Genomic DNA, 26,749 nt, shown 5'->3' with positions numbered 1-26,749 from the left:
ATGCGTGACGCAGCGACCCTGGCCGCGGCCCCCATCCTCCACGTCGAAGGCGTGGGCTACGCCTATCCCTTCGCCGCCGGCCCCGCCCTGAAGGAGCTCGATTTTGGGATCCGCCCGGGGGAGGCGGTACTTTGCACCGGGCCGTCGGGCTGCGGGAAGTCCACCCTGATCCGCCTGCTGAACGGCCTGGCGCCCCACCACTACCGGGGACGGCTGGAGGGCCGCGTGGCGGCCGTCGGGCGCGATACGCAGACCATTTCCGTGGGCGATCTGGCCCGCCAGGTGGGCACCCTGTTCCAGGACCCCGAGCACCAGTTCCTCGCGCTCAACGTGGCCGACGAACTGGCCTTCGCCCACGAGTGGCGGGGCGCGGAACCGGGCCTGGTGCGCCGCCGCATCGTGGAGGCCGCCCGGCGCCTGGGCATCCAGCACCTGCTGGAGCGCAGCGTCCACGAACTGTCCGAGGGGCAGAAGCAGCGGGTGGCGCTCGCAGGCCTGCTGTCCCTGGAGCCCGCCGTCCTGCTCCTGGACGAGCCCAGCGCCAACCTCGATCCCGAGGCCACGCGCGACCTGGCCGGGCTCCTGGCGGACCTCAAGGCCGCGGGCCTCACCCTGTTCATTGTGGACCACCGCCTCTATTGGCTGCGGGACCTGGTGGACCGCGTCCTGGTGATGGCGGACGGGCGCCTGATTCTGGACGTTCCCTTCGAGTGCCTGGACGAGGAGGCCCTCCGCGCCGGCCGCGGGCTGCGCAAGGCCCGGGTGGAGGACCTCCGGAACCGCCTGCCGGACGCCTCGGTCCTTCCGGCCTGGCTGGAGCTGCGGGACCTCGCCTTCGGCTATCCCGGCCACCCGCCGCTGTTCGACGGCCTGTCCCTGGATCTGCCCAAGGGCCAGGTGGTGGGCCTTGTCGGGCCCAACGGGGCGGGGAAGACCACCCTCGCGCGGCTCCTGGGCGGGCTGTTGCCCCTGAAGCGCGGCACGCTGCGGATCGGCGGAGCTGAGGTCCGGAACCTGACCGGGCGCGTGGGCCTCGTTCTCCAGAACACCGACCACCAGCTCCACATGCGCACCGTGCGGGAGGAACTCCTGGCCTGCGCGGATCCTGCGGATGAGGCGTGCCGCGATCGGGTGGAGGGCCTCCTGACCGACTTTCGATTGGCCGCCCTCGCTCATCGCCATCCCCAGTCCCTGTCCGGGGGGGAGAAGCAGCGCCTGGTCCTCGCCATGTCCCTGCTGCGCCGGCCGGAGCTGCTCATCCTCGACGAGCCCACCAGCGGGCTCGACGGCGGGGACATGGGCATGATCGCCGACCACCTGGAGGCCGCCGCCCGCGAGGGCGCGTGCGTCCTCCTCATCAGCCACGACCTGGAGCTGCTCGAGCGCGTGTGCACGTGCCGGGCGGATCTGGGCGCCCTCCTTCACCCTTCTTCTTCCCGAGGTCCCATGACCACCCTCGAAGCCGCCGCGCTCACCGAACAGATCCAGGCCACGCTCGACCAGCAGCCAGGCGTGATGCTCTCTGCCCTCGCCGCCCAGCTGGGCCTTCCCGAAGGGGACGTGCTCCCGCTCCTTCCCGCGGGGATGGCCACGCCCGCGCCCGTCGAGGCCTTCGAGGAGATCTGGGAGGATCTCCGCGGCTGGCAGAAGGCCACCTTCCTGGCGGTGACGCCCGGCGCGGTGGTGGAAGTGGCGGGCCCCCTCCCGCGCGGGCAGAAGGGCCACGGGATGTTCAACCTCCACGAGCCCGGCAACCCCCTGGGCGGACACCTGCTGATCGAGCGCCTGGGCGCGATCTGGTTCGTCTCCAAGCCCCACTTCGGGAAGGAGAGCCACAGCGTGCAGTTCTACACCCGCGAAGGCCAGCCCATGTTCGGCGTCTACGTCGGCCGTAGCGCCGACCGCGCCCTCCTGCCCGACGTGAAGGTCCGCTACCTGAACCTGCGGCGGCGGTTCGAGAAACGGAACTGAAAAAAATTCTTCACCACCAAGACACCAAGGGCACCAAGAAAAGCAGGGGACGATTCCCGCGCCGTTCTTGGTGCCTTCGTGTCTTGGTGGTGATCTTTGCTCTTTCTCAGCCCTTGGGCTTCGACGCCTCGCGCCAGGCGGCGATGAGTTTGGCTTCGGCTTCCGGCGAGGGGCCGGCGAGCTTGGTGCGGCCCTTCTCGGCCTTCTCCTGGGTCTTGAACCAGGCGAGGGTGTCCTTCACGGTCTCCGCCGCGGGGCGGAAGCGGAGGCCGGCCTTCACGGCGCGGTCGTTGCGCCAGGTGTGGAAGCCCTTGGTCTCGCCCAGGTAGGGCGCCCAGATGGGGAACTCGACGTCCTCCCGCTTCGCGAGGAAGTCGGCGGGGATCCAGACGGGCTTGGCGTTGGCGGCGCCCGCTTTCCCGCAGGCGTCCACCACCGTGCCCCAGGCCAGGCGCTTCTCGGGCCCGCAGGCATTGAACACGCCCATGGTGCCCTGCTCGACGAGGTGCACGAGCCACGCGGCGAGGTCGCGCACGTCGATGATCTGGAGCGGATCCGCCGGGGCGCCGGGCACGGCGATCTCGCCGCCCTTGTCGAAGCGCACGGGCCAGTAGGTGAAGCGGCCCGTGGGATCGTCGGGGCCGACGATGAACCCGGGGCGGATGATGGTGGCGCGGCCCGGCATGGCCTTCTGCGCGGCCTGCTCGCACAGGGCCTTCAGGGCCCCGTAGTTCTCGTAGGTCTTGCCCATGGTCTCCACCGTGGGATCGGCCATGGTGGCGAGCGGCGCGTCCTCGGTTCCGCCCTCGGGGCTGGGCTCCTTGTAGGCGCTGATGCTGGAGATGTAGAGGTACTGCTTGATCCGGGGCGCCAGCAGGGCGGCGGAGGCCCCGACCAGGCGCGGGTAATAGCCGCTGTTGTCGATGACCGCGTCCCAGGTGCCCGTCTCCAACGCCTTCAGCCCCTCGTCCTTCTTGGGATCGCGGTCGCCGTGCAGCTTCTCCACGCCGGGGAACAGGTCGGGGCGCGTCTTTCCGCGGTTGAACATCGCCACCTGGTGGCCCCGGGCCTGGGCGATCTCGATGGTGGCGGGGCCGAGGAAGCCCGTGCCGCCGAGGATGAGGATCCGCTTGGGCTTGCCGGCGGCCTTGGCGGGCGCGGCAGACAGGTCGAGGCCGGTGGCGGCCAGGGCGGCGGCCCCGGCGGACCACTGGATGAACTCGCGGCGGGAGACGGTCATGAGAACCTCCGGCGGATGGATGGGGGTTGATACCTCGTGAATCGATATATACTCCTTCCGTTCGCACACGCAACATCTTTCGGGACGCCCCATGACGCCCATCCGCCTGCTTCGCCGCCTGCTCGGCCGTCTCGTTCTCGTGGAGGAAGGCGAGGCTCCGGCGCTGCTGTGGTCGGCCCTGTACTTCTTTCTCCTGCTGTTCGGGCTCTACCTGCTGCGGCCCGTGCGCGAGGCCATGGGCATCGCCCGCGGCGCGGACAAGCTGCCGTGGCTGATGACGGGCACGTTGCTCGCCATGGCCCTGGCGAACCCGGCCTTCGCGGCGCTGGTGTCGCGGCTGCCGCGGCGCCGCTTCATCCCGCGCGTCTACCGCTTCTTCGCCCTGCACATGCTGGGCTTCTTCCTGGCCTTCCGCCTGCTTCCGGGCCACGGCGGCGCCGCGCTGGGCTACGCGTTCTACATCTGGCTCAGCGTGCTCAACCTGTTCGTGGTGTCCGTGTTCTGGGGGCTGATGTCGGACGTGTGGTCCGAGATCCAGGGCCGGCGGCTGTTCGGGTTCATCGCCACGGGCGGGACGCTGGGCGCGCTGGCGGGTGCGGCCCTCACCGGGGCGCTGACCAAGGGGATGGCGTTCGGCGCGTTCCGGCTGAAGGTGGATCCCCTGTCCCTGCTGCTGCTGTCGGCCGTCTCGCTGGAGCTGGCGGTGCAGTGCGTGAACCGCCTGGCGGGAATCTTCCGCCTGGGGGACTCCGCCCACGGCGAGCGGGAGCCCGGTCCGGGCCTGCTGGAGGGGCTGCGCCTGATCGCCACGTCGCGCTACCTCCAGCTCATCTGCGCCTACATGCTGCTGTTCACCATCACCAGCACCTTCCTCTACCTGGAGCAGGGCGCCATCGTGGAGCGCACGTTCGCGGGCACCGCCGCGCGGACCGCGGCTTTCGCCCGGATCGACTTCTGGGTGAACGCCCTGACCCTGGTGACGCAGATCTTCCTCACGGGCCGCCTGATCACCGCGCTGGGCATCCCGGTGATCCTGTCCATCCTGCCGGTCCTCACCCTCGCTGGCTTCGGCGCCCTGTGGGCGTGGCCCGTCTTCGGCGTGATGGCCCTGTTCCAGGTGCTGCGCCGCGGCCTGCATTACGCCGTGGACCGCCCCGCCCGCGAGATCCTCTACATTCCGCTGGGCCCCGAGGAGCGCTACAAGTCGAAGCCGTTCATCGACACCTTCGTCTACCGGGGCGGCGACCTGCTGGGCGTGTGGGCACCCGCGGCCCTGCGGCTGATGGCCCTTCCCCTGGGCGCCGCGGCGATGGGCGCTTCCGCGCTGTGGGCCGCCGCCGCGTGGGGGCTGGGGGGCCTGCGGAAGAAGCTCCGCTAGATTCCGTCCGCGATCAGCACCGCCGGAGCGAAGGGGAGGTCCGCCGCTTCCGCGGGGGTCTTCATGCCCCACAGCGCGAGGCGTGTGGCGTAGGGCTCCCACAGGGCCGGCGCGGCTTTCACGGCCTGGAGGGGGGGATGGAGCCACAGGGCTTCCGGCAGGTCGGCCAGTTCCTCCGCGGTCAGATCCAGGGCCTCGTCCGTCTCCCACAGGAAGCCGCAGCGGGCGGCGGGGCAGGCGGCCCACAGCTGGAGCACCTCGCTGTGTTCGAAGCTGCTGAACAGCACCCGGTCCAGGGCGTCGGCGGCCTCCACGGCGGCCAGGGCCTGCTGCCAGCCGGGTTCGCCCTTCAGTTCCACGTTGATGAGCTTCGCCGGCAGGTCCACCACGTCCGCGAGGCGGGGCACGGGCTCGCCGTTCCGCAGAAGGGGCAGTTCGGCGGCGGTCATCTGGCGGAGGAAGCCCGACCCCTGGGCCGTGCGGCACAGGTCCCCGTCGTGGAGGACGGCGCACACCCCGTCGCGGGTGGGCTGGACGTCCAGCTCGAACCCGTCCATGCCCGCCGCCAGGGCGGCCCGGAAGGCCTCCAGGCTGTTCTCCAGGTGCTGCGACGACAGGCCGCGGTGGCCGAGAATCAAGGGCTGGGCGGTGGACATGGCGGCTCCCGGAGCGGAGGTTCGATTCTCCCGCGAATCCCCATTTTCCGGCGTAGCTTCTATTTCGGCCGGGCCCGGCCGATGAGGGAGGACCGACCCCGGGGAGTGCGAATGCGGATTTTGATGGTGGATGACAGCGAGATCCTGCTCCAGGAGACGCGGCGGGCCTTCTGGCAGGCGCACCGGAGCTGGGAAGTGCTGCTGGCGGCCACCGGCGACGACGCGCTGAAGATCCTGGCGCGGGATCCGGTGGACCTGGTGATCACGGGCCTGGGCCTGCCGGACATGGATGGCGCCGACCTCATCCACCGGGTGCGCGAGATGCAGCCCGCGGCCGTGCGAATCGCCCTGGCGGACCATCCCATGGCCGAATGGATCGAGAAGGCCGAGGGCGACCTCCACCGCCTGTTCATCAAGCCCCTGGACGCCGAGTTCCTGGTGAAGGTGGTCGAGAGCCTCGACGCCGAGGACGATTCCGAGCGCCAAGGTGCCATCGGCGCCTTCGTGAGCGGGCTCAGCAAGATCCCCAGCCTGCCGACCCTCTACACCGAACTGGTGGCGCTCCTGGAGCGGGAGGACGCGGGGATGGGCGAGGTCGCGCGCCTGATCCGGAAGGATGTGGCCGTGGCCGCCCAGGTGCTGCGGTCGGCCAATTCCGTCCACAGCGCGTCCAACCGGCCCGTCTCCGAGCTGGGGCAGGCGGTGGCCCTCCTGGGCATGGATTCGCTCCGCGCGCTGGTTCTCTTCCGCGGCCTCGTGTCGGGCAGCGAGGCGAAGCCCCAGGGCCTGGACCTGGAGAAGCTGTGGCTGCACTCCTTCGAGGTGGCCGCGGGAACGCGCCAGCTCGCGGCCCTGGAAGGCGAGACCCGCCTGGCGGACCTGGCCTTCTCCGTGGGCCTGCTGCACGACATCGGGCTCGTGGTCCTGGCCCTGGATCCGTCGAACGGCTACCGCAGCCTGCTGGAGCGGGCCCAGTCCAGCCGCATGCCCCTGGCCGTCCTGGAGCAGGAGACCTACGGCGTGGACCACACCCAGGTGGGCGCCCACCTCCTCCGGCTGTGGGGCCTGCCCCCCGCCTTCTGCCGCCCCGTGCGCGAGCACCACGCCCCGCCCGCCACCGCCGAGGGCTTCCCCCTGTCCCAGGCCCTGCACCTCGCCGACGCCCGCCACGGCGGCGGCCGCTCCGCCGGCATCTTCGCCGACGGCCGTTGGGGCCTCCACCCCCACCTCCTCGCCGATCCCGCCCGCTTCGCCCGCTGGAAGGCCTGCCTGGCGATGGATGGGGCCTTGGGAACGAGCTAGCGGAGGGCTTCCGCACCGTAGCTGGGGTTCGCCAGTCATGGGGGTGAATCGCAGCAGATTGTCAAATCTCCGCTTGAGCTCCCTCTTGTGTTTTTCTTTGGGAATGTGAAGAGCGATTTTTGTACTAGATCGAAATATTCTTTATCGAATTTTGATTTCAAAGCGTTTCCATGGGATGCGGGTCATGCCGTCCCGGTGGCACAAAGACTCGTTCCAGAGATGGTTCCAAAAACGACTGTTGAATCGCCGAGAGCCCATCCTGAAGAATGGATCTTTCCTCTGGGATTTTTATGTCGAGACTCTTTCTGCTCCGAGCTCTCCTGAGCTTGTCGTCCGTCTTTCTGGCCGGTCAGACCTACCAGACGCACTTTGAGCAGGTGAAATACGACCCTTCCATTGGCCCTCGCACCATCCATGGGGCGCTTGAAGTGGAGGATGCCACCGGCGCGGTGAACATGCGGCTTCCGCTGGGACCGGGCATCGGCGCCAGGGGCGCGCAGTTCGCTCCCGCCGTGTACATCCGTTCTTCCGCGTTGGGGTGGAGTCGAACCGAATTCATCGATCCGAACGCCCTGTTGGGAGAACCCCCCTATCTGCTGATGGGGCCATCAGGGTTTTCGGAAGTGCAGGCGATGCTCCAAATTCAGCAGGAAACGCTGACGACGGGCTACGCCTCCGGGGGCCAGAGCAGTTTTTCTCCGGGGACGCTTGAGGTCCTTGCCCCTGATACCCGAAATGGGTCGGCTTTGAGTACCTACACGCTCCCCACCGGGAGGGGCGGCGTGCTGGGAGCAGGCGTCGTTCCCGCCGGCGCAAGCAATCCCGCTGCCCTTCTGGCGCAGTTCGGCAGGGGTGGCGCCCAGGGGTGGGAAGTGGCTTCGTTGCCCTTTTTCACAAGCCCCATCGCCAGCCAGCCCCGCGCCGACTTCATTCAAGTGGGGTCCAACGATGAACTGATCATCGGCCTCCGGAAAGCCGGAGTGGCGCCGGAATTGAACATTCCGGATCCCGGCATGGAGAGCAAACTCTGGACCTTCCCGACCTGTGTCCTGGTCATCCAGGGAGACGTCGCCTACGAATACGCCATGTCGGGGGGTGTCGAGGCCTCCCGCTTCATTCCCCTCCCTCGTGTGGCAAACCTCCCCGACGGTAAATGGAAGCAGTGGCTCAGGAGCAGCCAGTATGTGCTTTCTCGGATCATAAACAAATATTCGGATGTCATCGAATTCGACTACGGCATCAGTTACATCGGTATTGCCACTCAGAATACGGTTCCCAACGGATTGGACTATACGGCCCGCTGGTTCCGCTCCGGACAGCCCACCGGAGCCTTTGTGGCCTTCAAGTTCACAGGTCAGGTGGCGCTTTCCTCAGCTCAGCCAGCGGTGGGAGGGCTCACTGCCACCAAGGGCCACACTGTCCAGATCACCTATGGAGGCGCCTCTCCGGCCCCTTCCTATTCCCTGACCTACTTTTCAGCGGACCTGGTGACCGAGACGACCTCCGCTCTTTATCCTATCTCGGCCACTTGGCCCATGATTTCCCATCTTCCGGAGTGGGGTCTGTACTCCACCTCGTGTTTTCCGGTCAAGCTCGTCGACCTTTCCAGTTCCGAATCCGTCCAATTCCAATATCAAGCGGCCCGCTTCGACGGGAACATCCCCGGAATCTGGCCCATTCTCAGTACCGTCGAGTTCTCCACGGGCAAGTTCATCTCGCTGGGTTGGAACCACTATCCCTATCGTCCCAACTCCTCGCCCAATTCGTGGGCGGGTTACGTTCCCGATCTCAGTCGCTGGAATGCCCATGTTTGGGGCGTCACCACCATCGGCGAAGAGGACCGTGCCACGGGGCTTTTCAGGAGCACCACTCATGCCCGCGTGACGCCCGTTCCCGTTCCCAACGATTACGGATGGGTGAGCACGAAATTCTATGATGCCGTTACCGTGACTGCGTCCGGAGGAATGCCCTCCCCCGTGTCGACCGTGGTGAATTACTTTGTGGAACCTACACCCCTTGGCGAAGCCTCCATGCAGACGCTCGCCCATCTGACCCACAAGATCACCCAGACCCGCGAATATCCTGACACCCCCTCTGCATCCGAAATGGAGCTTTCGGCCGCCCAGAGTTCGGCGCCCGTCCTCACCATCTATGACCGCTGGGATACCCGGAGGCTCGGGAATCCCGCGGGCAGTTTCGCCTCCATCGGCAGCGAGGTGTATCCCACCCGGACCCGAAGCTGGGACCAGGAATCGGGAACCCTTCACCTTCAGGAGAGCCGCAACTGGGACGCCTCCGCTTTCCTGTGGACGAAGAAGGTGGAGGAACGGTACCGCGCGCCTCAGAAACCCGATCTGGCGGCGGATTTCTACAGCCTGGCTTTGGGCGCCCAGAATCCCGTGACCTATTCCGACCTCCGACACCAGACCACCACGGATCTGGTGGGGGCCTTCGATGCGAGCATGTGGAGCGGCATCCAGATCACGGATGAGCACACGTCCATCGTCGATTCGACGCCCTGGGTGGTGGGAGCTGCGTCGTATTCCGCCCCCCCGGTGAAGCGGACCTTCGTTTTCGGGACCGCGCTGCCCAAGAGCGTGACGACGGGCACGGAGGGGGGAGCCCAGCTGGCGACCGAATTCACGTACGTGGGGGAGAGCACCCACGTGCCTGCCGATCAGCCGTTGCTGCAAAGCGCGATCGTGAAGGATCCTTCCGGGGCCATGCGCCTGTCCGGCGGGGTGGGAGCCTCCTATACGTACAGCGATTCCCTCGGCTTTCTCTCCTCGATCAAGCCCGCGGGCGTCCAGTGGGACATGCAGGAGACCCGGGACGGATTGGGTCGAGTCACCTCCCAGACCAGTCCGGACGGCGTGCGTTCGGACTACGGCTGGGATGCTTCCGGCCGGCTCGTCTCCCACCGCGTGGGCACCGAACTGGCCACGAACTACGACCATCCTTCCCCCACCCAGGTGGTCGCCACACGGGGCGTCCAGACCTCCGAGTTCCATTACAACGCCTGGGGCGAATTGGCCATGGAGAAGCGCAAGGAAGGAAGCGGGAGCGACTCCTATCGCCTTTATGCCCGGGACCAGAAGGGGCGCGTCACGGGAACGACGGTCTGGTCCGACCATGGAAGCGTGGCGGATACGGCCAAGGCCAACCTTGTCTCCGAAGCCACCGTGCTCGTTCGCACCTGCGGCCATAACCATCCCGCACCCCAAATTCCCACCACGGACCCTTCGGTTCCCGATCCGGGGGAGACCGGGGCTTGCCCCGTCTGTGGGGAACCTCCCACCTACCAGACGCAGGCGGCAGCCTATGTCGGGGCGAGAACGGATTATGATTGGCGCGGACGCGTGGTGCGGACGGTCGATCCCAACGGCGTGACGACCACCCGCCAGTACGGAGGGTGGAGCCAGGGCCTTCAGGTGCTCCAGACCCTGAAATCCGCGGAGGTGGGAACCGCTCAGACCGACCTTCAGACCACCTATCGCTATGACGCCGTGGGACGCCTGGTCCAGGTGGTCGACCCCAAGGGCCAGCTGACCACCTATGGGTACGACGCCGCGGGCCGCATCGCCCAGGTCCAGTCCTATAGCGAGTCGCAGACCATCGAACAGGGAGCCAGAGGATGGTCCTATGACGCCCTCGGTCGGCTGACCCAGCTTGATCAACCGGAAAGCGGCTCCACCCGGTACGAGGATTTCGATGTTTCCGGCAAGCCCTGGAAAACCACCTACGGTTTCGAATCCGGAGACCCCAAGCAGGTTTCAGCCCAATACGATTCGGTGGGGAACCTCCGCGCCCTGACCTCTTCGGCCGGTGCCGTGAGCCTGGCTTATACCTACGACCATGGTCCCAATGACGGCACGCCCAGCCGCGGAAAGCTCACGTTCGCGAGCGCTGGAGGAGGAACGCGGGAACTGGAGTACGCCGGCGTGAATGGGCGTCTCTCCCTTCTCAAGGTAACGGTTCCCGATTTGCCTGTTTTCAGCCAGAGGCTTGGGTACGACCCCGATTACGGCTTCCTCGCTTCCCGTACCTATGGGGATGGAAATACACAGACGTTCCAGTACGACCGGGCCAAGGGACTTCCCAACGGCACCTCCTTCCCTGGGCTGGGGGCGACGACCCTGGCGTACGATTCCATCCATTGGGGCCTTCGTGGCCTGTCGGTGGTGGGCGGACCCAGTACCTTCCTGGGATATGGGTTGGACCAGACCCGGCTGGCCTCGCTGCAGCATTTCGCTTCCGCTGGAGCGGTGGCGAGCTGGTCCTATGCCTATGACGGGGCGGGCCGCCTGAAATCGGACGGAACGGATTTCTATCGCTCCGACGAGCTGGGGCGGCTTCAGAGCGCCTTCGTGAAGGACCATCCCACCGGACCCTCCCCGGCCCTGGGCCTGATGCAGACCTACGGCTATGACGCCTACGGCAACCGGACGAGCCTGCATTCCTGGAAGGTCCAGAATTGGAGTCCGGGTTCCGAGCCGCCGGCCTCGCCCCAGCTGCTCCCCTTGCCGGATCAGCGCGCCCTTTCCTACGACCTGAATGCCTCTGAGAAAGCCGCCCTGGGGGCGACCAACCGGATTCCCGCGTCCCTCGGCGGCGTGTCCACGGGGGTGGGCGTGAGCGGATATGACGCCCAGGGGAACCTGCTTCGCATCCAGCGCATTCCGGGCAGCACCTCCGATGCCATCGGCAGCCTCCTGACCATGGCCTATGACGGGCTGGGTCGGGTCGTAAGCATGGGGGACGCCGCGCGGAACGTGGTGGAAGTCTACCGCTACGACGATCAGGGCCTGCGGACGGTCGTGGAGGTGTATCAGGGCACCGTGGCCCCCTCCAACCTTCTTCGAAAGCAGTACCGCATCTACAACGAGGCTCGGCAGCTGGTGTCCGAGTACGAGCTGGGGCTGGAGTAGGCCATGGGAACCGAAATGGGAAATGGGCTCATGAAGGGACGGGCGTTTCGGAAGGCGCTCCTGGGATTGCTGGTTCTGGCGGGCGGGCTGCTGTCCGCGGATCCCGTGGAAGCGACCATCGCGTCGCCGGCGAGTTCGATCACGGCGGGGATGGGCCAGACGGTGGGATTTTCGGCGACCAGCGGAGCGGGGGGGAAGCTGAACTACGCGGTCAACAGCTACGGGTGGTCCTGCACCGATGGCTGGACGAGTTCCGCGGCGTCGACGACCCACACGTTCTCGGCGCCGGGAACCTACACGGTGACGCTGACGGTGGCCTACAGCTACCAGATGTGCAAAACCTGGAACGTGGACGGGGAGTGCCTGACCTACCAGAACAAGACGGGCACGGCGACGGCGACCCGGACCATCACCGTCACGCCCGCCTCAATCTCATCGATCAGCCCCCAGGGGCCGTCCGTGAACGCGGGAAGCAGCGTCCAGTTCTCGGCCAGCGTGAGCGGCGCCGTGAACACGGGCGTGAACTGGTGGGTGAGCGGAGGCGGAAGCATCAGCGGGAGCGGCCTGTTCACCGCGACCACGGCGGGCACGTTCACCGTCACGGCCACGTCCGCCGCGGATGCCAGCAAGGTGGCCAGCACCACCGTGACCGTGAATTCGGTGGTGACGGGCGTGAGCGTCAGTCCCTCCACGATCGCCCTGAGGGCCGGGGAATCCACGGGGTTCGCGGCCTCCGTCTCGGGGGTGGGAGGTCCCAGCCAGAGCGTGAGCTGGAGCGCCAATGGGGGGAGCATCAGCGGGAGCGGAGCCTACACGGCGCCGATCGCGGCGGGCAGCTACACGGTGACGGCCACCAGCGTCCAGAACGGGAGCAAGGCGGGTTCCGCCACGGTGACCGTGGGACCCATTTCGGTGAGCACCCCGACGCCCACGAACGGCGCCGTGAACGCGGGGGGCACCCTCCGGTTCGCGGCGACGGTGTACGGGGCGATGAATGCGGGCATCAACTGGTCCGTGAGCGGGGGAGGAAGCATCGATGGGAACGGCGTGTTCACGGCCACCGCGGCGGGAACCTTCATGGTGACGGCGGCCAGCGTCGTGGATCCCAGCAAGAGCGCCAGCACGAGCGTGACGGTGAATTCAGTCGTCAGCGGAGTGAGCGTGAGCCCGTCGACCATCAGCCTGAAGGCGGGGGAATCGACGACGTTTGGGGCGACGGTCTCGGGGTTGGGTGGCCCCAACGGGGCCGTCACCTGGAACGCCACGGGCGGAAGCATCAGCGGCAGCGGGGTCTACACGGCACCCATCGCGGGGGGGAGCTATAGCGTCATCGCCACCAGCGTCCAGGACGGCAGCAAGACGGGTTCGGCCACGGTGAATGTGGGGGCCATCTCCGTGAGCACCCCGACGCCGACGAACGGCTCCGTGAATGCGGGAAGCACCCTGCAATTCGCGGCGGTGGTGAGCAATGCCGTGGAGATGGGCGTGAAGTGGTCCGTGAGCGGAGGCGGAAGCATCAGCGCCTCGGGGCTGTTCACGGCGACGGCGGCGGGGACGTTCACGGTGACGGCGGAGAGCCTGGCGGATTCAAATGCCAAGGCCAGCACGAACGTGACGGTGAATTCGGTGGTCAACGGGGTGAGTGTGAGTCCGTCGACCATCAGCCTGAAGGCGGGGGAATCGACGACGTTTGCGGCGACGGTCTCGGGTGTGGGCGGTCCCAGCGGGGCGGTGAGCTGGAGCGTCAGCGGAGGGAGCATCAATGGGAGTGGGGCCTATACGGCGCCGCTCGTGGAAGGTCAGTACACCGTCACGGCCCGGAGCACTCAGGACGGCAGCAAGACAGGTTCGGCGACGGTCAATGTCAGCCCAATCGGAGTGAGCACGCCTTCGCCGGCCAATGCATCGGTGAATGCGGGGGATACGTTGCGGTTCACTTCGACGGTGAGCGGGGCGGCGGAGTCGGGGGTGAAGTGGTCGGTGAGCGGCGGGGGGAGCATCGACGCGAACGGGGTGTTCACCGCGACCATGGCGGGAACGTTCACCGTGACGGCCGCGAGCGTAGCGGATCAGACCAAGACGAGCAGCACGCAGGTGACGGTGAAGGCTGTGATCTCGAGCGTGAATGTGACGCCGAATACGGCTGTGTTGAAACCCGGCGAGAGTTTGAAGTTCGCAGCTTCGGTGTCGGGTCTCGGGATCACGGATAGCGGCGTGAAGTGGACCGCCTCAGGCGGAAGCATCGCTGCGGATGGCACGTTCACGGCGCCGGCCGAGTCGGGAAACTATACGGTCATCGCCACCAGCCTCCAGGACTCAGCCAAGAGTGGGCTCGCCTCCATTCGTGTGAAGGGATGGGTCGTAAAGTGGACCCGGGACGTGGTGTACGTGGGAACGCGGGAGATCGCGGAGGTGGATACCCAGGGTGCTCACTACACCCTGACCGATCATCTGGGGAGCCCCCGGTTCATCGTGAATGGACAAGGTCAGGTAGAATCCGAGCAGAAATTCCTGCCCTTCGGCGAGTCTTTGACAGATGCGACTAGCGCGGCAAAGTTCGCCAAAGGCTTTACCAACCACGAGCAGACTGATCCCAGCGGGCTCATCTACATGCAAGCCCGGTTTTACGCTCCTTGGTATGGCAGGTTCCTGAGTCCCGATCCGGCGCGGGATCAGCACTTTGAAGAGACGCAGAGTTGGAATATTTATAGCTATGTGCGTAATGGGCCAGTATCTAATGTTGATTTTACGGGACAATGGTCCACTCCCACGCATGAGTTGATTAATCGGCAGGTCTTTTCTGGTAAAGATCTAAAATTGATTAATAGATCAAGTTTGAGGGTAGACGGGGGAAGAACTACGCTCTTACATGGAGCCCAGTCGCAGAAGAATTCATACCAGCATGGGATGAGGTCGCCTAAACAGACACCTGAAGAGGCGCAAAAGGCCGCGATGGCATATAAGGAAAAGGCCATGGCTTCAGCCGTTCAAAAGGAAGCCGATGGCGATCACAAAGGTGCCATGGCAGAACTGGGTAAAGTGACCCATCTTGTTCAAGATATGACGAGTCCACAGCATGAAGAATTCCAGGTATGGGGTGGATTGATACATTTAGGGGATGCCTTGGATCATCACAACGCTGAACAGCAAAGTGAAAAAGACGGTCTGAATTCTGATGCGGTTAAGAGTGCTGTAACTGCTACGAAAGCAATCAAATCAGAGTTCGATACTCGCGTCCAACAAGAGCGAGAGAGGCGAGAAATTGAGAAAGCTGAAGAGGCGAAGGAGAAGGAGGAGAGAAAATGATTCACTCATTCTTGATGGTTGCTGCAATGATTCAGCCTATTCCTAAACCACCTTCCCTAGCCCCACCTCTTCTCTTAGAGATAAATTCTGCGACTATTAAATTGGATTTCAGTAAGATAAAAATAGATAAAATAGAAAACGTATCTGATTGTGTCTATATTTCATGGAGAAAAGGGCACATCACACACAGAGAAGCATTACAAACTCTTGCTCGCCTTGCCTGTGTGGATACTGCTCGGGTGAAGGGACGACCTCTATCCTTCCACGGGGATAGCTGGGTCTCTACAGGGCATTGGTCGAAGGTAATAACTGATGTCATATTTATATATACTAAAGGGACCAAGGATATTTCAGACTCGGATCGTATCAAATTACTTTTCATAGAGAAGGGGCTAGCACATCGAATCTCAGATAAATTTGGGGAAAGAACCGAGTTTGAGAAAAAATCGCTCACAACAAAACAAGTAGATCGACTCATACGGTGCGTCCAGGAGTTGGAGAAAATGGTCGAAAAGGACCCCCGTTTTGATGAGAGAGAGCCCTTAGATGAATCGCATTCTTCTGATGGATGTGAAGACTCTATTAGCATCAAGATGCCGCAATAATAGGGTCCTTTTCTTCTCCTTCATGCACCTCCTAATCTTCATCAGGAGGTAAGGCTGAGCCCGTCGACCATCAGCCTGAAGGCGGGGGAATCGACGACGTTTGCGGCGACGGTCTCAGGTGTGGGCGCTCCCAGCGGGGCGGTGAGCTGGAGCGCCAGCGGAGGAAGCATCAATGGGAGCGGAATCTACATTGCCCCTTTGGTGGAAGGACTCTACACGGTAACTGCGACCAGTACACAGGATGGGAGCAAGACCGGCTCCGCGACCGTTAATGTCAGCCCAATCGGAGTGAGCACGCCTTCGCCGGCCAATGCATCGGTGAATGCGGGGGATACGTTGCGGTTCACTTCGACGGTGAGCGGGGCGGCGGAGTTGGGGGTGAAGTGGTCGGTGAGCGGCGGGGGAAGCATCGACGCGAACGGGGTGTTCACCGCGACCATGGCGGGAACGTTCACCGTGACGGCCGCGAGCCGGGCAGATCAGACCAAGACCAGCAGCACGCAGGTGACGGTGAAGGCTGTGATATCGAGCGTGACCGTGACGCCGAATACGGCGGTATTGAAACCCGGGGAAGTTCTGAAGTTCGCGGCGTCGGTGTCGGGTCTTGGGATTACGGATAGCGGGGTGAAGTGGACCGCCTCCGGCGGAAGCATCGCCGCGGATGGCACGTTCACGGCGCCGGCGGAATCAGGAAACTACACGATCACCGCCACCAGCCTCCAGGACTCAGCCAAGAGTGGGCTAGCCTCCATTCGAGTAAAAGGCTGGGTGGTGAGGTGGACGCGAGACGTGGTGTACGTGGGCCCGCGGGAGATCGCGGAGGTGGATGCCCAGGGCGCCCATTACACGCTGACGGATCACTTGGGGAGCCCCCGATTTATCGTGAATGGACAAGGTCAGGTAGAATCCGAGCAGAAATTCCTGCCCTTCGGTGAATCTTTGACAGATGCTATTAGCGCGGCAAAGTTCGGCAAGGGTTTCACGAACCATGAGCAAACGGATCTAAGCGGGCTCATCTATATGCAGGCGAGATTCTACGCGCCTTGGTATGGCAGGTTCCTGAGTCCCGACCCGGCGCGGGATCAGCACTTTGAAGAGACGCAGAGCTGGAATATTTACTCGTATGTGCGTAATAACTCTGTAACGCACATCGACCCTAATGGGATGGAAGACTATCCCATCGCTGATATGCCTCAGATGCGTGTTCTTAGCCTTACCAACTCATAGGAAAGCCCCCGGCTGTGCCGGGGAGGCAGTAGATGTTTGACATATACAGGAGTCCACCGCAGAAATCTTCATGTGAGCCGCCAAGCACACATGAGGAGAACTGAGATGGACTCAGAAGAAAGTCTAAGCCACTCCAGATGGGAGTGTAAGTACCACGTGGTCTTTGTGCCGAAGTGTCGGAGGAAGACGATCTACGAGAAGTTGAGGCCGCACCTTGGAGAAGTCCTGAAGAAGCTGGCAGAGCAGAAGGAAAGCCGAATCATTGAGGGGCACCTGATGGGTGACCATGTCCATATGCTGATTTCAATTCCACCGAAGTATTCGGTATCGCAGGTGATCGGATTCATCAAGGGGAAGAGCGCCATTCACCTGGCTCGAGTCTACGGAGAGAGGAAGCGGAACTTTGTTGGGCAGCATTTCTGGGCCCGAGGATATTTCGTATCGACCGTGGGGCGCGACGAAGCAACAGTGCGGGAATACATCCGTCGACAAGAAAGGGAGGACCAGCGCTTGGAGCAGATGTTGCCTTGGTAGGGGTGGCCACCATGAGGTGGCACCGATGAAATGGGGCCGCGTTAGCGACCCCTCTTAGCCGCTTTGAGCGGCTCACTTGATAAAGCCCCCGGCTCTGCCGGGGGATATTTACTCAGTCTGAAATTCCAGCGGCTCGGGCAGAGCGGATGGTTGCTCAGGAGCAGCAGCAGCGCACCGTGGCTGGGGGAATGGCTACAGCAGCCCTTGTTACTGGAGGGGTGGCGACATCACCGTTGGGTGCAGCCATAGCGGGAGGTGGGCGTGCTGCCCTCGGATGGTTGACTTCAACTGGGGCAGCCGCCTGGCAGGGAGCCAAAGACCTGTTCTCAAAGGGGTCGCAAGCTGCTCCAGTGGTCCAGCAGGAAGTTCAGGCTGTCGCCCAACAAGTGGAGAATCCACAATCACCCCTTAGCTTTAGTGCTCATGCTCTTGAGAGAATGGCTGAAAGAGGTGTTTCTCAGGAGGCAGTAACTACGGCGGTTGAGAAGGGGACCACCTATTTCGATAAGCTGAACAATACCTTTACGCATGTGGTGCAAACAGCGAATGGTAAGGTTCTACAAGTCGCAACAAGTAAGCAAGCCGGTGGGAATGTTGTAACCACCATGGTCAGGTCAAAATTCAACGATGCAGTCAAATTGGCAGACGGAACCGAAAGATTCGTGAGGAAATAAGATGAAGATAAATATTAATGATCTATTGAAACTTGCAAACCGAGATCGCGCGGCAGGCAATGTGGAGGGATCCCTCTATCTCACATTTTCAGATACACAGAATGTTGTGGACCGAACGGAGGTCTTCCCTACGGCATCAGGTGTTGAGATTGCGCTTGATCTAAACGTAGATGGTGTGGTGGTCGGAATTGAGTTTGTATAACTGAACAGGATTTGCAAATCAGGTTATCCCTTGCCTGAACAACTCCAGTAGCCAGCCTGCAAGCCCGCCGTGATGGTGGGCTTTGTTTTGTGGGGCTGAGGCGAGAACATGAAGTGGTCGGTGAGCGGCGGGGGAAGCATCGACGCGAACAGGCTGTTCGCCGCGACCATGGCGGGAACGTTCACGGTGACGGCCGCGAGCGTGGCGGATCAAACGAAGACCGGCAGCACGCAGGTGATGGTGAAGGCGGTGATCTCGAGCGTGGGGGACTATAAAGTCATCTTGTTGAGTGGTGAAATTGGTGGACAGGTTAGTGTCGGGGCAGAAGCAAAGGTTGTGAGTCGAGACCAGGGAGGATTCACATTAGCTACAGTAAAGATCTTTGCAGGGCTCAAAGTCGGATTAACCATCGTTGATGTCAAAAAGGAAAAGCAATGAACAGCGAGACCCTATTTATTTTGCTTCAATTATACGGGCTTGCTTTGTTTGTGATGTATTTTTTGTTCATAAAGCAATGCCGAGCAAGCCCACAACATCTAAAATGGGGGAAGTTTTTCGCTATTATTTTGATTGATACGCTGGGGTGGCTTGCGATTTTGTTGATTGGCGGACTCTTATTCAAAAATGAAAGGTCCTTTATTCTCTATTTGGGAGCGGTTGTTGTAGTAAAAGGACTTATCTCCATCTGGATTCGGCCCATATTGCCAAAATATATGAATATATTGCATTTTTCCCCACCGATCATTTCTGGATCAATATGGGCAGCTTTGATCTCTCGCTACTGAGTGCCTTGCTTGACATCTGACCCTTCCCGCTCCAACTAACTCAAGCCTAGTAGCCACGGCCTTTGGTGGAAGGAATCTACACGGTAACTGCGACCAGTACGCAGGACGGGAGCAAGGCGGGTTCCGCGACGGTCAATGTCAGCCCAATCGGAGTGAGCACGCCATCGCCGGCCAATGCATCCGTGAATGCGGGGGATACGTTGCGGTTCACTTCGACGGTGAGCGGGGCGGCGGAGTCGGGGGTGAAGTGGTCGGTGAGCGGCGGGGGGAGCATCGACGCGAACGGGGTGTTCACCGCGACCATGGCGGGAACGTTCATCGTGACGGCCGCGAGCGTAGCGGATCAGACCAAGACCAGCAGCACGCAGGTGACGGTGAAGGCTGTGATATCGAGTGTGACCGTGACGCCGAATACGGCGGTATTGAAACCCGGGGAAGTTCTGAAGTTCGCGGCGTCGGTGTCGGGTCTTGGGATCACGGACAGCGGGGTGAAGTGGACAGCCTCCGGCGGAAGCATCGCCGCGGATGGCACGTTCACGGCGCCCGCGGAATCAGGAAACTACACGATCACCGCCACCAGCCTCCAGGACTCAGCCAAGAATGGGCTAGCCTCCATTCGAGTAAAAGGCTGGGTGGTGAGGTGGACGCGGGATGTGGTGTACGTGGGCACGCGGGAGATCGCGGAGGTGGATGCCCAGGGCGCTCACTACACCCTGACCGATCATCTCGGGAGTCCACGATTCATTGTCAATGGAAGCGGAGTGGTAGAATCCGAGCAGAAATTCCTGCCATTCGGCGAGTCTTTGACAGATGCGACTAGCGCGGCGAAGTTCGGGAAGGGTTTCACCAACCACGAGCAGACGGATCCGAGCGGGCTCATCTATATGCAGGCGAGGTTCTACGCACCTTGGTATGGCAGGTTCCTGAGTCCCGACCCGGGATTGGATCAGCATTTTGAGTTCACGCAGAAGTGGAATATTTATTCCTACGTGTCTAACAACCCGATTTTGAATATCGACATGAATGGGATGTACCAAATGGATGTTCATTTGGTTCTAACTACTGTACTGGCCCGGGCCGCAGGATTCTCACAACAACGCGCCGAGGCAATTGGGCGGGCTAATCAAGCAGTAGATGAAGGTACGAGGGATCCAAAGACAGTTTGGGGCGGAGAAACGATTCGCGCAGATTGGCATTTCACTACCACAGAGCGGCGTGAAGAGCTTGAGCAGTCATTTCGTAATGAGAAAACGGAGGGAAGCTTGGGAGATTTTCTACATGCCTACCAAGACAGTTTCTCTCATGAGGGGTATGGTGCCAAATACGGCCATCTGTCGGATGGTACCACTCCAGACAAAACTGCTACTAACCCAGCAAAGGCAGATCGAATGGCTGAAGGTACCTTTAAGAAGCTCGGTGAAGCCTTGGGGATTATTGGGGGTGGTAAGGGCGGTGCAGTGACTTGGGATCAGCTCAAAGGGCTTGTTGGTCAGTTCAATCGAGCCAAAACGGCAGAGGACAAGCTCAAGATCGCGAATCAGATTTACAGAGTGATAGGTGCTGCAGAAGCTAAACGAAAAAAGCAGGCAGAGGAAAATCAGAAAAAGAAAAAGAACGATTAGCCCATTAGATTGATTGGAAGAGGATCCCTTATGCGCATGATCAAATTTGCTTACATCGCCTGTTGTGTGCTTTTTGCAGGTGCAATGGTTATCTATTTTGGGCAAGGAGGATTTGGGGGAGGGCATGGGAGCTTCGATAAATTGATATTCGTCCTCGGACTTCCTTGGAGCTACATCCCGTGGCGAGTAGTGTTCCCTACTGACTTCATATGGCTTACTGTTATTCCGTTTGGATTCAATCTAGGCGTTGTGGGGATCCTTCACTTGCTTATTAATAAATTTAGAGCTAAATCGCTCCATTAAGGCGGGTTCGGCGACGGTCAATGTCAACCCAATCGGAGTGAGCACGCCTTCGCCGGCCAATGCATCGGTGAATGCGGGGGCCACGTTGCAGTTCACTTCGACGGTGAGCGGAGTGGCGGAGCTGGGGGTGAAGTGGTCGGTGAGCGACGGGGGGAGCATCGACGCGAACGGCGTGTTCACCGCGACCATGGCGGGAACGTTCACGGTGACGGCCGCGAGCCTGGCGGATCAGACCACGACGAGCAGCACGCAGGTGACGGTGAAGGCGGTCATCTCGGGCGTGATCGTTAGCCCGAATACCGCTGTATTGAAACCCGGCGAGGTTTGGACGTTCGCCGCTTCCGTGTCGGGTGGGACTACCGACAGCGCGGTGATCTGGGTGACCTCAGGTGGGCAAAGCTTCTGGAAGGCCGGAGAAGTGATTGGGAAATCCCGCCTCCGCTGTCCATCCGAAGGTCCCACACTCCAGTCATGGGCCCTCGGATGGGCGGAGATGGGAGTGCGATGGCGGAAGGGCTCCGATCGAGACGGCCATCTCCGCCCTCCGGGGCGGAGGGTGCGGGTCCGGGGCCGCAGGCGATCGCCTTTCCCATCGTGGGGATCGGGGCTTCGGCGGGCGGGCTGGAAGCGCTGGATGAGTTCCTGAAGCATCTGCCTCCGAATTCCGGGATGGCGTTCGTGGTGGTGCAGCACCTGGATCCCAACCGTCCGGGCATGCTGGTGGAACTCCTCCAGCGCGCCACGTTGATGAAGGTGGTCCGGGCGACCGACAAACTGAAGCTCAGGCCCGATCACGTCTACGTCATTCCCCCCAACAAGGACATGTCGATCCTGCGGGGCACGCTCTTCCTGTTCCCGCCGGCCGACCCTCCGGGCCGCAGGCTGCCCATCGACTTCTTCTTCAAAGCCCTGGCCGAGGACCGGCGCGAGGGCGCCGTGGGAATCATCTTCTCGGGGATGGGCTCGGACGGAGCCCAGGGCGTCCGGGCGATCCGGGAGAGGGGCGGCTTGGTCCTGGTGGAAAGCCCCGCCTCCGCGCGCTTCGACAGCATGCCGCAGAGCGCCATCGAGGAGGGCGTCGCGGATCGGGTGGCGCCCCCTGCGGCCTTGGCTTCGGAAATCGTGGAACTGGTCCAGAAGGCCCTGGGTCGGAGCCTCGTCGAGCCGCGCCTCACGGATCACGATCGCAGCGCGTTCGCCAAGATCTGCATCCTGCTCCGGGACCGCACGGGCCACGACTTCTCCCTCTACAAGAAAAGCACGGTCTACCGGCGGATCGAGCGGCGGATCGGGATCCACGGCCTGGGCTCCCTTTCGGCCTACCTGCGCCATCTGGCGGAGAACCCGCAGGAGGTGAAGTTCCTGTTCCAGGAGCTGCTCATCGGGGTGACGAGCTTCTTCCGGGATCCCGAGGCGTGGCGGGAGCTCAGGGAAGAGGTCTTCCCGGCCCTGTTCGCGTCCCGGCCCGGCGGCGGCCCCCTCCGGGCGTGGGTGGCGGCCTGCTCCACGGGGGAGGAGGCCTACACCCTGGCCATGACCTTCCGGGAGGCCCTGCATCAGGCCCAGCCGGAGGGCTCCTACTCGCTCCAGATCTTCGCCACGGATCTGGATCCGGAGGCGGTCGGCAAGGCCCGCAGGGGCTTTTTCTCCGCCCGGGCCGTGGCCGAGCTTTCGCCCGAGCGCCTGAGCGCGTGGTTCCGGGCCGAGGGAAGCGGATTCAGGATCCGCCGGGAAATCCGCGAGATGATCGTCTTCGCGGTCCAGGACGTCATCCAGGATCCCCCCTTCATCCACCTGGACCTGCTCGCCTGCAGGAACCTGCTCATCTACCTCGCCCCCGAGCTCCAGAAGCGGCTGATGCCGCTCTTCCACTACAGCCTCAACCCCGGCGGGCATCTGCTGCTCGGGAGCGCGGAGAGCATCGGGAACGCCTCCGACCTCTTCACGCCGCATCCCGGAAAATCCAGACTGTTCCGGCGGCAGGCCGCAAGCTTCTTTCCCGAGCGAGCGCTCTTTCCCCTCCATGTCCCCCTCCTGAGGGAGTCCCTCCGAAAGTCCGCCATGTCCACGCCCTCGATCAACCTCCAGGCTCTGGCCGACCAGGTCCTCCTGCAGCGGTTCGCCCCGGCCTCCGTCCTGGCCTCCGCTTCCGGCGACATCCTCTACGTCAGCGGGCGGACGGGGAAGTACCTGGAACCGGCCATGGGCAAGGCCAACTGGAACGTCTTCGCCATGGCCCGCGAAGGCCTGCGGGCGGAACTCCCCCTGGCCTTCCAGAAGGCGGTGGGAGGGAAGGGGCCCGTTCTGCTCCGGGGCCTCAAGGTGGAGACCGACGGCGGCACCCAGATCGTCGACGTCACCGTCCAGGAACTCGAAAGCCCCGACGCCCTGCAGGGGATGGTGATGATCGTCTTCAGCGACCAGGCCGCCGCCCTGGCCTCCGAGTCCCGCCCTCGCCGCAAGGCGGCATCCGCGACGGAGTCCCGGGTGGTCGATTTGGAATTGGAGCTGAAGGGCCGCATGGAGGACCTGCAGATCCTCCGCGAGGAGATGCAGAGCTCCCAGGAGGAACTGAAAGCCGCCAACGAAGAGCTGCAGTCCACCAACGAGGAATTGCAGTCCCTGAACGAGGAGCTGCAGACGGTGAATGCGGAGCAGCAGGCCAAGGTGGACGAACTCTCCACCACCAACAACGACATGCAAAACCTGCTGGACGCCACCGACGTGGCGACCCTCTTTTTGGACGAGCAGCTGAACGTCCGGCGGTTCACCACGGGGGCCACCCGGCTGTTCAAGCTCATCCCGGGCGACGTGGGCCGGCCGATCACCGACATCGTGAACGACCTCGACTACCCGGATCTGGCGGGGGATGCGCTCGAGGTCCTTCGGACGCGGGCCTCCTGCGAGAAGGAACTCCGCTCCCGCGGCGGGAAGACCTGGCATTCGGTGCGCATCCTCCCCTATCGCACGCCCCAGAGCGCCAGCGCCGGGGTGGTGGTCTCCTTCACGGACATCTCGCGCGCCAAGGCCCTGGAAGCGGAGCTTCGAGGCCAGGTGAAAGATCAGAAAAAAGCCCTTCCAGCTCCATCAAAATAAGAGAACCCGGCATCACTTTGATGGAAATTTAGAAATAAATGGGGATATATAATTTTATAAATAATTGATTCATTAAATTTATGGGGCTGGCGCGGAAGGTGCTTGATCGGGAGGGATGCCGACGGCGTCAAGCGGAGGATTCATGGGTCCACACCGATCCTTGCCCCAGGATCCGAACGAGCTTCGACGCTCCGCGGAGTTGACGCTGGCGCGGAAGGAGGAGGTTCCCCTCGCGAACGTCAGCAAGTCGGAAGCCCTGCGGCTTCTCCACGAGCTTCAGGTCCATCAGATCGAACTGGAAATGCAGAACGGGGAGCTCAAGCGCTCCGGGGAGGAGATCGAAGCGCTGCTGGAGGCCTACACCGACCTCTACGACCACGCGCCGGTGGGCTACCTCGTCATCGATCGGAAGGGCGAAATCTGGCGGGCGAACCTGACGGCGGCCACCCTGCTCGAGACGTCGAGGTCGAGCCTGGTGGGAAGCTCCTTTCCCGAATGGATGGCCCCCCGGAATCGGGCGGACTTCTTCGCCTTCCTCGATGGGCACTTCGCAGGCAACCCTCCCGGTGTGTGCGAACTTCCCCTCCGGCCGAGAAACGCGATGGTCAAGTGGATCCGGATCGAGGCCTCGTGGCCATCCCAGCGGGAGGAATGCCGCCTGGCCTTCGTGGACATCACCGAGCAGCATCAGGCGGAAGTGGATCGCCAGCGCTACGAGATGGAGATCCAGCACGCCCAGCAGCTCGACAGCCTGGGAAGGCTGGCGGCGGGGGTGGCCCACGACATCAACAACATCCTGGGCGCGATCTACGCCGTCACGGAAACCCTCAAGTTGAACGTTGGGGTCCAGGGGGAATTCGCGGGTTCCCTCGCCCTCATCGAAAAGGCCGCCGTGCGGGGAAAGGAGCTGGTGAGCGGGCTCACGCGGTTCTCCCGGAAGGACCCCAAGGATCCCGAGCCCGTCGATTTACACACCCTGGTGAGCAACCAGATCAGCCTGCTGGAGCGGACGTCCTCGCATTCCATCCAGTTCACGATGGAGGCCTGCGAGTCCCATCCGTTCGTCCTCGCGCAGCCGGCGCGGCTCTCCACCGCCCTGATGAACCTGTGCGCGAACAGCACGGACGCCATGTCGGCGGGCGGGCGGTTGTCCCTGCGGATCCAAAGGCTGCCCGGTTCGCTGGTCGAACTCTCGGTGGAGGACACGGGGTGCGGGATGCTGCCCGAGGTCCGGGTGCGCGCCCACGAACCCTTTTTCACGACCAAGCCCATCGGCCTGGGAACCGGCCAGGGCCTGTCCATGGCTCTGGAAACGGCGCGGGCCATGGGCGGAGAGATGGTGATCGAAAGCCGCTTCGGCCAGGGCACCACCGTCTCGCTCATCTTGCCGGAGCTGCTCGATCCGAAAGCTGCCGTCCCGCCCGAGAAGGCCACCGACACTCCGATCGGCCGCTCCCTCACCATCCTGTTCGTGGATGACGACGAGCTGATGCAATCCACCATCCCTCCCATGTTCCGGGTACTCGGCCACAAGGTCATGGTGGCGGTGGATGGGCTGGACGCCCTCCGCTACCTTTCGATGGAGGTGGACTTCGACCTGGTCATCCTGGACCACAACATGCCGGGGATGACGGGCCTTGAGACGCTCGCGGAACTCAGGCGCCTCCATCCCACCAAGCCGGTCCTTCTCGCCACGGGGAACCTGGAACCGAAAATCGCGAAGAGTCTCCGCCAGGACCCATGGGCCCGGGGAATCGAAAAGCCCTTTTCCATCCGGGAGATCACGAAGCTCATGCGCGAGCTGATCCCCGAGGACGTTCCGGGCGCGGATCAGGGACAGCGGTAGGCGACGGCGTTGATGTTCATTCCGGCGCCCACGGAGGCGAACACGACGTCGTCTCCACTCGCGAGGGCATGGCCGTCCAGCTCGCCCCGCATCACCAGATCGAGCAGGGTGGGCACCGTGGCGACGGAGCTGTTGCCCAGCCAGGAGACGGTCATGGGCATGATTCCGTCGGGAATCTCGGAGATCCCGTAGAGCTTGAACAGCCGCTTGAGGATGGCCTCGTCCATCTTTCCGTTGGCCTGGTGGATCAGCACCTTGTCCACGTCCGCCAGGCCGAGGCCCGCCCGCTCCAGGCACTCGCGCACGACGCCGGGAACGGTGGCGAGGGCGTATTCGTAGAGCTTCCGGCCCTTCATCTTGAGGTAGAGCTGATCGTGGCCGGGACCGGGATTGAAGGAGCGGTCCATCCACAGCAGGTCCGCGTGCTCCAGGGTGTCGGACCGCACGGCGTGCGACAGGATGCCCACGGGCGCGGAATGCGCTTGGGCTTCCAGCACCGCGGCGCCCGCGCCGTCCGCGTAGATCAGGCTGTCGCGGTCGAAGGGATCCGACACGCGGGAGAGGGTCTCGGTGCCGATCACCAGCGCCCGCTTCGCGTCGCCGGAGCGCAGGTAGTAGTCGGCCTGGATCACGGCCTGGAGCCAGCCGGGGCAGCCGAAGGGGAGGTCGTAGGCGACGCAGGACGGGTTGGCGATGCGCAGCTTCGCCTTGACCCTCGCGGCCAGCGTGGGGACGAGGTCGGACCGCCGGTCGTCCGCCCGGATATCCCCGAAGTTGTGCGCCACGATGACGTAGTCCAGCGTCTCGGGATCGATGCCGGCGGAGTCCAGCGCCCGCTTTCCCGCCTCGAAGGCGAGGTCCGAGGCCACCAGATCGTCCGCGACGTAGCGGCGTTCGGAGATCTCGGTGATGTCGCGGAATTTGGAGACGATCCGCGCGGTCTCCGCTGGGGAATAGGGCCGGTCGCGATCCTCGAAAAACCGATGCTCCAGGAACGCGTCGTTCGGGATCTTCCGCGGGGGAATGCAGCTTCCCGTCCCCGTGATGACGCTTCGGGGCTGAACCATCCGTTCC

The 26,749-nt window shown here is 63.0% G+C and carries 22 protein-coding genes and 1 pseudogene; 15 read left to right on the top strand and 8 right to left on the bottom strand.

What is annotated here, in order from left to right:
- A complete protein-coding gene (hutX, locus tag RAH39_RS12730; protein WP_306590500.1) occupies positions 1-1,971 on the top strand; it encodes a heme utilization cystosolic carrier protein HutX in 1,971 nt (656 codons plus the stop codon).
- 106 nt (positions 1,972-2,077) lie between these two features.
- Here the strand turns inward: hutX and RAH39_RS12725 are convergent, their stop codons facing one another.
- On the bottom strand, positions 2,078-3,211 hold the full coding sequence (locus RAH39_RS12725) for an NAD-dependent epimerase/dehydratase family protein (RefSeq protein ID WP_306590499.1): 1,134 nt from the start codon (positions 3,209-3,211) through the stop codon (positions 2,078-2,080).
- A 91-nt stretch (positions 3,212-3,302) separates the two neighbouring features.
- On the opposite strand from RAH39_RS12725, the gene RAH39_RS12720 reads away from it, so the two are divergent.
- Positions 3,303-4,589 carry an NTP/NDP exchange transporter gene (locus tag RAH39_RS12720; RefSeq protein ID WP_306590498.1) on the top strand — a complete coding sequence of 429 codons (1,287 nt, stop codon included), beginning with the start codon at positions 3,303-3,305 and terminating at the stop codon, positions 4,587-4,589.
- Here the strand turns inward: RAH39_RS12720 and RAH39_RS12715 are convergent.
- Positions 4,586-5,245: a glycerophosphodiester phosphodiesterase gene (locus RAH39_RS12715; protein WP_306590497.1), complete on the bottom strand. Its 660-nt coding sequence runs from the start codon at positions 5,243-5,245 to the stop codon at positions 4,586-4,588. The genes RAH39_RS12720 and RAH39_RS12715 overlap by 4 nt on opposite strands.
- A 111-nt stretch (positions 5,246-5,356) precedes the next feature.
- Between RAH39_RS12715 and RAH39_RS12710 the strand changes: the two genes are divergently transcribed.
- The 3 genes and pseudogenes from RAH39_RS12710 to RAH39_RS14105 form a co-directional block, all read left to right on the top strand.
- Entirely contained in the window at positions 5,357-6,547 is a 1,191-nt protein-coding gene (locus RAH39_RS12710; RefSeq protein ID WP_306590496.1) for a response regulator, read from the top strand.
- Between the two features lie 326 nt (positions 6,548-6,873).
- Positions 6,874-11,475, top strand: a complete 4,602-nt coding sequence (locus RAH39_RS12705) for an RHS repeat domain-containing protein (RefSeq protein WP_306590495.1) — start codon at positions 6,874-6,876, stop codon at positions 11,473-11,475.
- Positions 11,476-11,478: 3 nt separating this feature from the next.
- Positions 11,479-11,790, top strand: a pseudogene (locus tag RAH39_RS14105) (PKD domain-containing protein); the annotation flags it as partial.
- Between the two features lie 53 nt (positions 11,791-11,843).
- On the opposite strand, the gene RAH39_RS12700 reads toward RAH39_RS14105, so the two are convergent.
- The 4 genes from RAH39_RS12700 to RAH39_RS12685 all read right to left on the bottom strand — a co-directional run bounded on the left by RAH39_RS12700 (position 11,844) and on the right by RAH39_RS12685 (position 13,505).
- The gene (locus RAH39_RS12700) at positions 11,844-12,269 is read right to left on the bottom strand and encodes a hypothetical protein (protein WP_306590494.1); all 426 of its coding nucleotides are present in this window, start codon (positions 12,267-12,269) and stop codon (positions 11,844-11,846) included.
- Between the two features lie 42 nt (positions 12,270-12,311).
- The gene (locus RAH39_RS12695; RefSeq protein ID WP_306590493.1) at positions 12,312-12,752 is read right to left on the bottom strand and encodes a hypothetical protein; all 441 of its coding nucleotides are present in this window, start codon (positions 12,750-12,752) and stop codon (positions 12,312-12,314) included.
- A 42-nt stretch (positions 12,753-12,794) separates the two neighbouring features.
- Entirely contained in the window at positions 12,795-13,235 is a 441-nt protein-coding gene (locus RAH39_RS12690) for a hypothetical protein (protein ID WP_306590492.1), read from the bottom strand.
- 66 nt (positions 13,236-13,301) lie between these two features.
- Positions 13,302-13,505 (bottom strand): hypothetical protein, encoded by a 204-nt coding sequence (locus RAH39_RS12685; protein ID WP_306590491.1) that lies wholly within the window; start codon positions 13,503-13,505, stop codon positions 13,302-13,304.
- Here RAH39_RS12685 and RAH39_RS12680 point away from each other — a divergent pair.
- The 8 genes from RAH39_RS12680 (at position 13,504) to RAH39_RS12645 (ending at position 20,430) form a co-directional block, all read left to right on the top strand.
- On the top strand, positions 13,504-14,781 hold the full coding sequence (locus RAH39_RS12680) for an RHS repeat-associated core domain-containing protein (RefSeq protein ID WP_306590490.1): 1,278 nt from the start codon (positions 13,504-13,506) through the stop codon (positions 14,779-14,781). The two genes, RAH39_RS12685 and RAH39_RS12680, sit on opposite strands and share 2 nt — an antisense overlap.
- Positions 14,778-15,386 (top strand): hypothetical protein, encoded by a 609-nt coding sequence (locus RAH39_RS12675; protein WP_306590489.1) that lies wholly within the window; start codon positions 14,778-14,780, stop codon positions 15,384-15,386. The genes RAH39_RS12680 and RAH39_RS12675 overlap by 4 nt, the downstream gene beginning before the upstream one ends.
- Before the next feature lie 141 nt (positions 15,387-15,527).
- The gene (locus RAH39_RS12670; RefSeq protein WP_306590488.1) at positions 15,528-16,613 is read left to right on the top strand and encodes an RHS repeat-associated core domain-containing protein; all 1,086 of its coding nucleotides are present in this window, start codon (positions 15,528-15,530) and stop codon (positions 16,611-16,613) included.
- Positions 16,614-16,718: 105 nt separating this feature from the next.
- Entirely contained in the window at positions 16,719-17,147 is a 429-nt protein-coding gene (tnpA, locus tag RAH39_RS12665; RefSeq protein ID WP_306592105.1) for an IS200/IS605 family transposase, read from the top strand.
- Positions 17,148-17,365: 218 nt separating this feature from the next.
- Entirely contained in the window at positions 17,366-17,821 is a 456-nt protein-coding gene (locus RAH39_RS12660) for a DUF4258 domain-containing protein (RefSeq protein ID WP_306590487.1), read from the top strand.
- A gap of 310 nt (positions 17,822-18,131) precedes the next feature.
- The gene (locus RAH39_RS12655; RefSeq protein WP_306590486.1) at positions 18,132-18,461 is read left to right on the top strand and encodes a hypothetical protein; all 330 of its coding nucleotides are present in this window, start codon (positions 18,132-18,134) and stop codon (positions 18,459-18,461) included.
- Positions 18,458-18,808 (top strand): hypothetical protein, encoded by a 351-nt coding sequence (locus RAH39_RS12650; protein WP_306590485.1) that lies wholly within the window; start codon positions 18,458-18,460, stop codon positions 18,806-18,808. Before RAH39_RS12655 ends, RAH39_RS12650 begins: the two co-directional genes overlap by 4 nt.
- Before the next feature lie 242 nt (positions 18,809-19,050).
- Positions 19,051-20,430 carry an RHS repeat-associated core domain-containing protein gene (locus RAH39_RS12645; RefSeq protein WP_306590484.1) on the top strand — a complete coding sequence of 460 codons (1,380 nt, stop codon included), beginning with the start codon at positions 19,051-19,053 and terminating at the stop codon, positions 20,428-20,430.
- 240 nt (positions 20,431-20,670) lie between these two features.
- Here RAH39_RS12645 and RAH39_RS12640 read toward each other — a convergent pair whose 3' ends face one another.
- The gene (locus RAH39_RS12640; RefSeq protein ID WP_306590483.1) at positions 20,671-20,937 is read right to left on the bottom strand and encodes a hypothetical protein; all 267 of its coding nucleotides are present in this window, start codon (positions 20,935-20,937) and stop codon (positions 20,671-20,673) included.
- Positions 20,938-21,237: 300 nt separating this feature from the next.
- On the opposite strand from RAH39_RS12640, the gene RAH39_RS12635 reads away from it, so the two are divergent.
- A complete protein-coding gene (locus tag RAH39_RS12635; RefSeq protein WP_306590482.1) occupies positions 21,238-23,829 on the top strand; it encodes a chemotaxis protein CheB in 2,592 nt (863 codons plus the stop codon).
- A gap of 142 nt (positions 23,830-23,971) precedes the next feature.
- Positions 23,972-25,675, top strand: coding sequence for a hybrid sensor histidine kinase/response regulator (locus RAH39_RS12630; protein ID WP_306590481.1), 1,704 nt, complete (start codon positions 23,972-23,974; stop codon positions 25,673-25,675).
- Here RAH39_RS12630 and RAH39_RS12625 read toward each other — a convergent pair.
- Positions 25,660-26,742 (bottom strand): 3-oxoacyl-ACP synthase III family protein, encoded by a 1,083-nt coding sequence (locus RAH39_RS12625; protein WP_306590480.1) that lies wholly within the window; start codon positions 26,740-26,742, stop codon positions 25,660-25,662. The two genes, RAH39_RS12630 and RAH39_RS12625, sit on opposite strands and share 16 nt — an antisense overlap.
- Between the last annotated feature and the right edge of the window lie 7 nt (positions 26,743-26,749).

Origin of the sequence: Geothrix sp. 21YS21S-4 (assembly GCF_030845995.1) — a bacterium.
Lineage (GTDB): Bacteria > Acidobacteriota > Holophagae > Holophagales > Holophagaceae > Geothrix.
Note: the sequence above shows the minus strand (reverse complement) of the source record. Positions and strands in the feature narration are given on the sequence as shown.

Bases quoted from the DNA above. Each gene is read 5' to 3' on its own strand.
- hutX (WP_306590500.1), top strand. From the start codon at position 1: ATGCGTGACGCAGCGACCCTGGCCGCGGCCCCCATCCTCCACGTCGAA.
- RAH39_RS12655 (WP_306590486.1), top strand. From the start codon at position 18,132: ATGAAGTGGTCGGTGAGCGGCGGGGGAAGCATCGACGCGAACAGGCTG.
- RAH39_RS12650 (WP_306590485.1), top strand. From the start codon at position 18,458: ATGAACAGCGAGACCCTATTTATTTTGCTTCAATTATACGGGCTTGCT.
- RAH39_RS12630 (WP_306590481.1), top strand. From the start codon at position 23,972: ATGGGTCCACACCGATCCTTGCCCCAGGATCCGAACGAGCTTCGACGC.
- RAH39_RS12680 (WP_306590490.1), top strand. From the start codon at position 13,504: ATGGCGGGAACGTTCACCGTGACGGCCGCGAGCGTAGCGGATCAGACC.
- RAH39_RS12625 (WP_306590480.1), bottom strand. From the start codon at position 26,742: ATGGTTCAGCCCCGAAGCGTCATCACGGGGACGGGAAGCTGCATTCCC.
- RAH39_RS12675 (WP_306590489.1), top strand. From the start codon at position 14,778: ATGATTCACTCATTCTTGATGGTTGCTGCAATGATTCAGCCTATTCCT.
- tnpA (WP_306592105.1), top strand. From the start codon at position 16,719: ATGGACTCAGAAGAAAGTCTAAGCCACTCCAGATGGGAGTGTAAGTAC.
- RAH39_RS12710 (WP_306590496.1), top strand. From the start codon at position 5,357: ATGCGGATTTTGATGGTGGATGACAGCGAGATCCTGCTCCAGGAGACG.
- RAH39_RS12700 (WP_306590494.1), bottom strand. From the start codon at position 12,269: ATGCTCCCCCCATTGGCGCTCCAGCTCACGCTCTGGCTGGGACCTCCC.
- RAH39_RS12715 (WP_306590497.1), bottom strand. From the start codon at position 5,245: ATGTCCACCGCCCAGCCCTTGATTCTCGGCCACCGCGGCCTGTCGTCG.
- RAH39_RS12725 (WP_306590499.1), bottom strand. From the start codon at position 3,211: ATGACCGTCTCCCGCCGCGAGTTCATCCAGTGGTCCGCCGGGGCCGCC.
- RAH39_RS12690 (WP_306590492.1), bottom strand. From the start codon at position 13,235: ATGCTCCCTCCGCTGACGCTCCAGCTCACCGCCCCGCTGGGACCGCCC.
- RAH39_RS12695 (WP_306590493.1), bottom strand. From the start codon at position 12,752: ATGCTTCCGCCCGTGGCGTTCCAGGTGACGGCCCCGTTGGGGCCACCC.
- RAH39_RS12720 (WP_306590498.1), top strand. From the start codon at position 3,303: ATGACGCCCATCCGCCTGCTTCGCCGCCTGCTCGGCCGTCTCGTTCTC.
- RAH39_RS12635 (WP_306590482.1), top strand. From the start codon at position 21,238: ATGGCGGAAGGGCTCCGATCGAGACGGCCATCTCCGCCCTCCGGGGCG.
- RAH39_RS12685 (WP_306590491.1), bottom strand. From the start codon at position 13,505: ATGGTCGCGGTGAACACCCCGTTCGCGTCGATGCTCCCCCCGCCGCTC.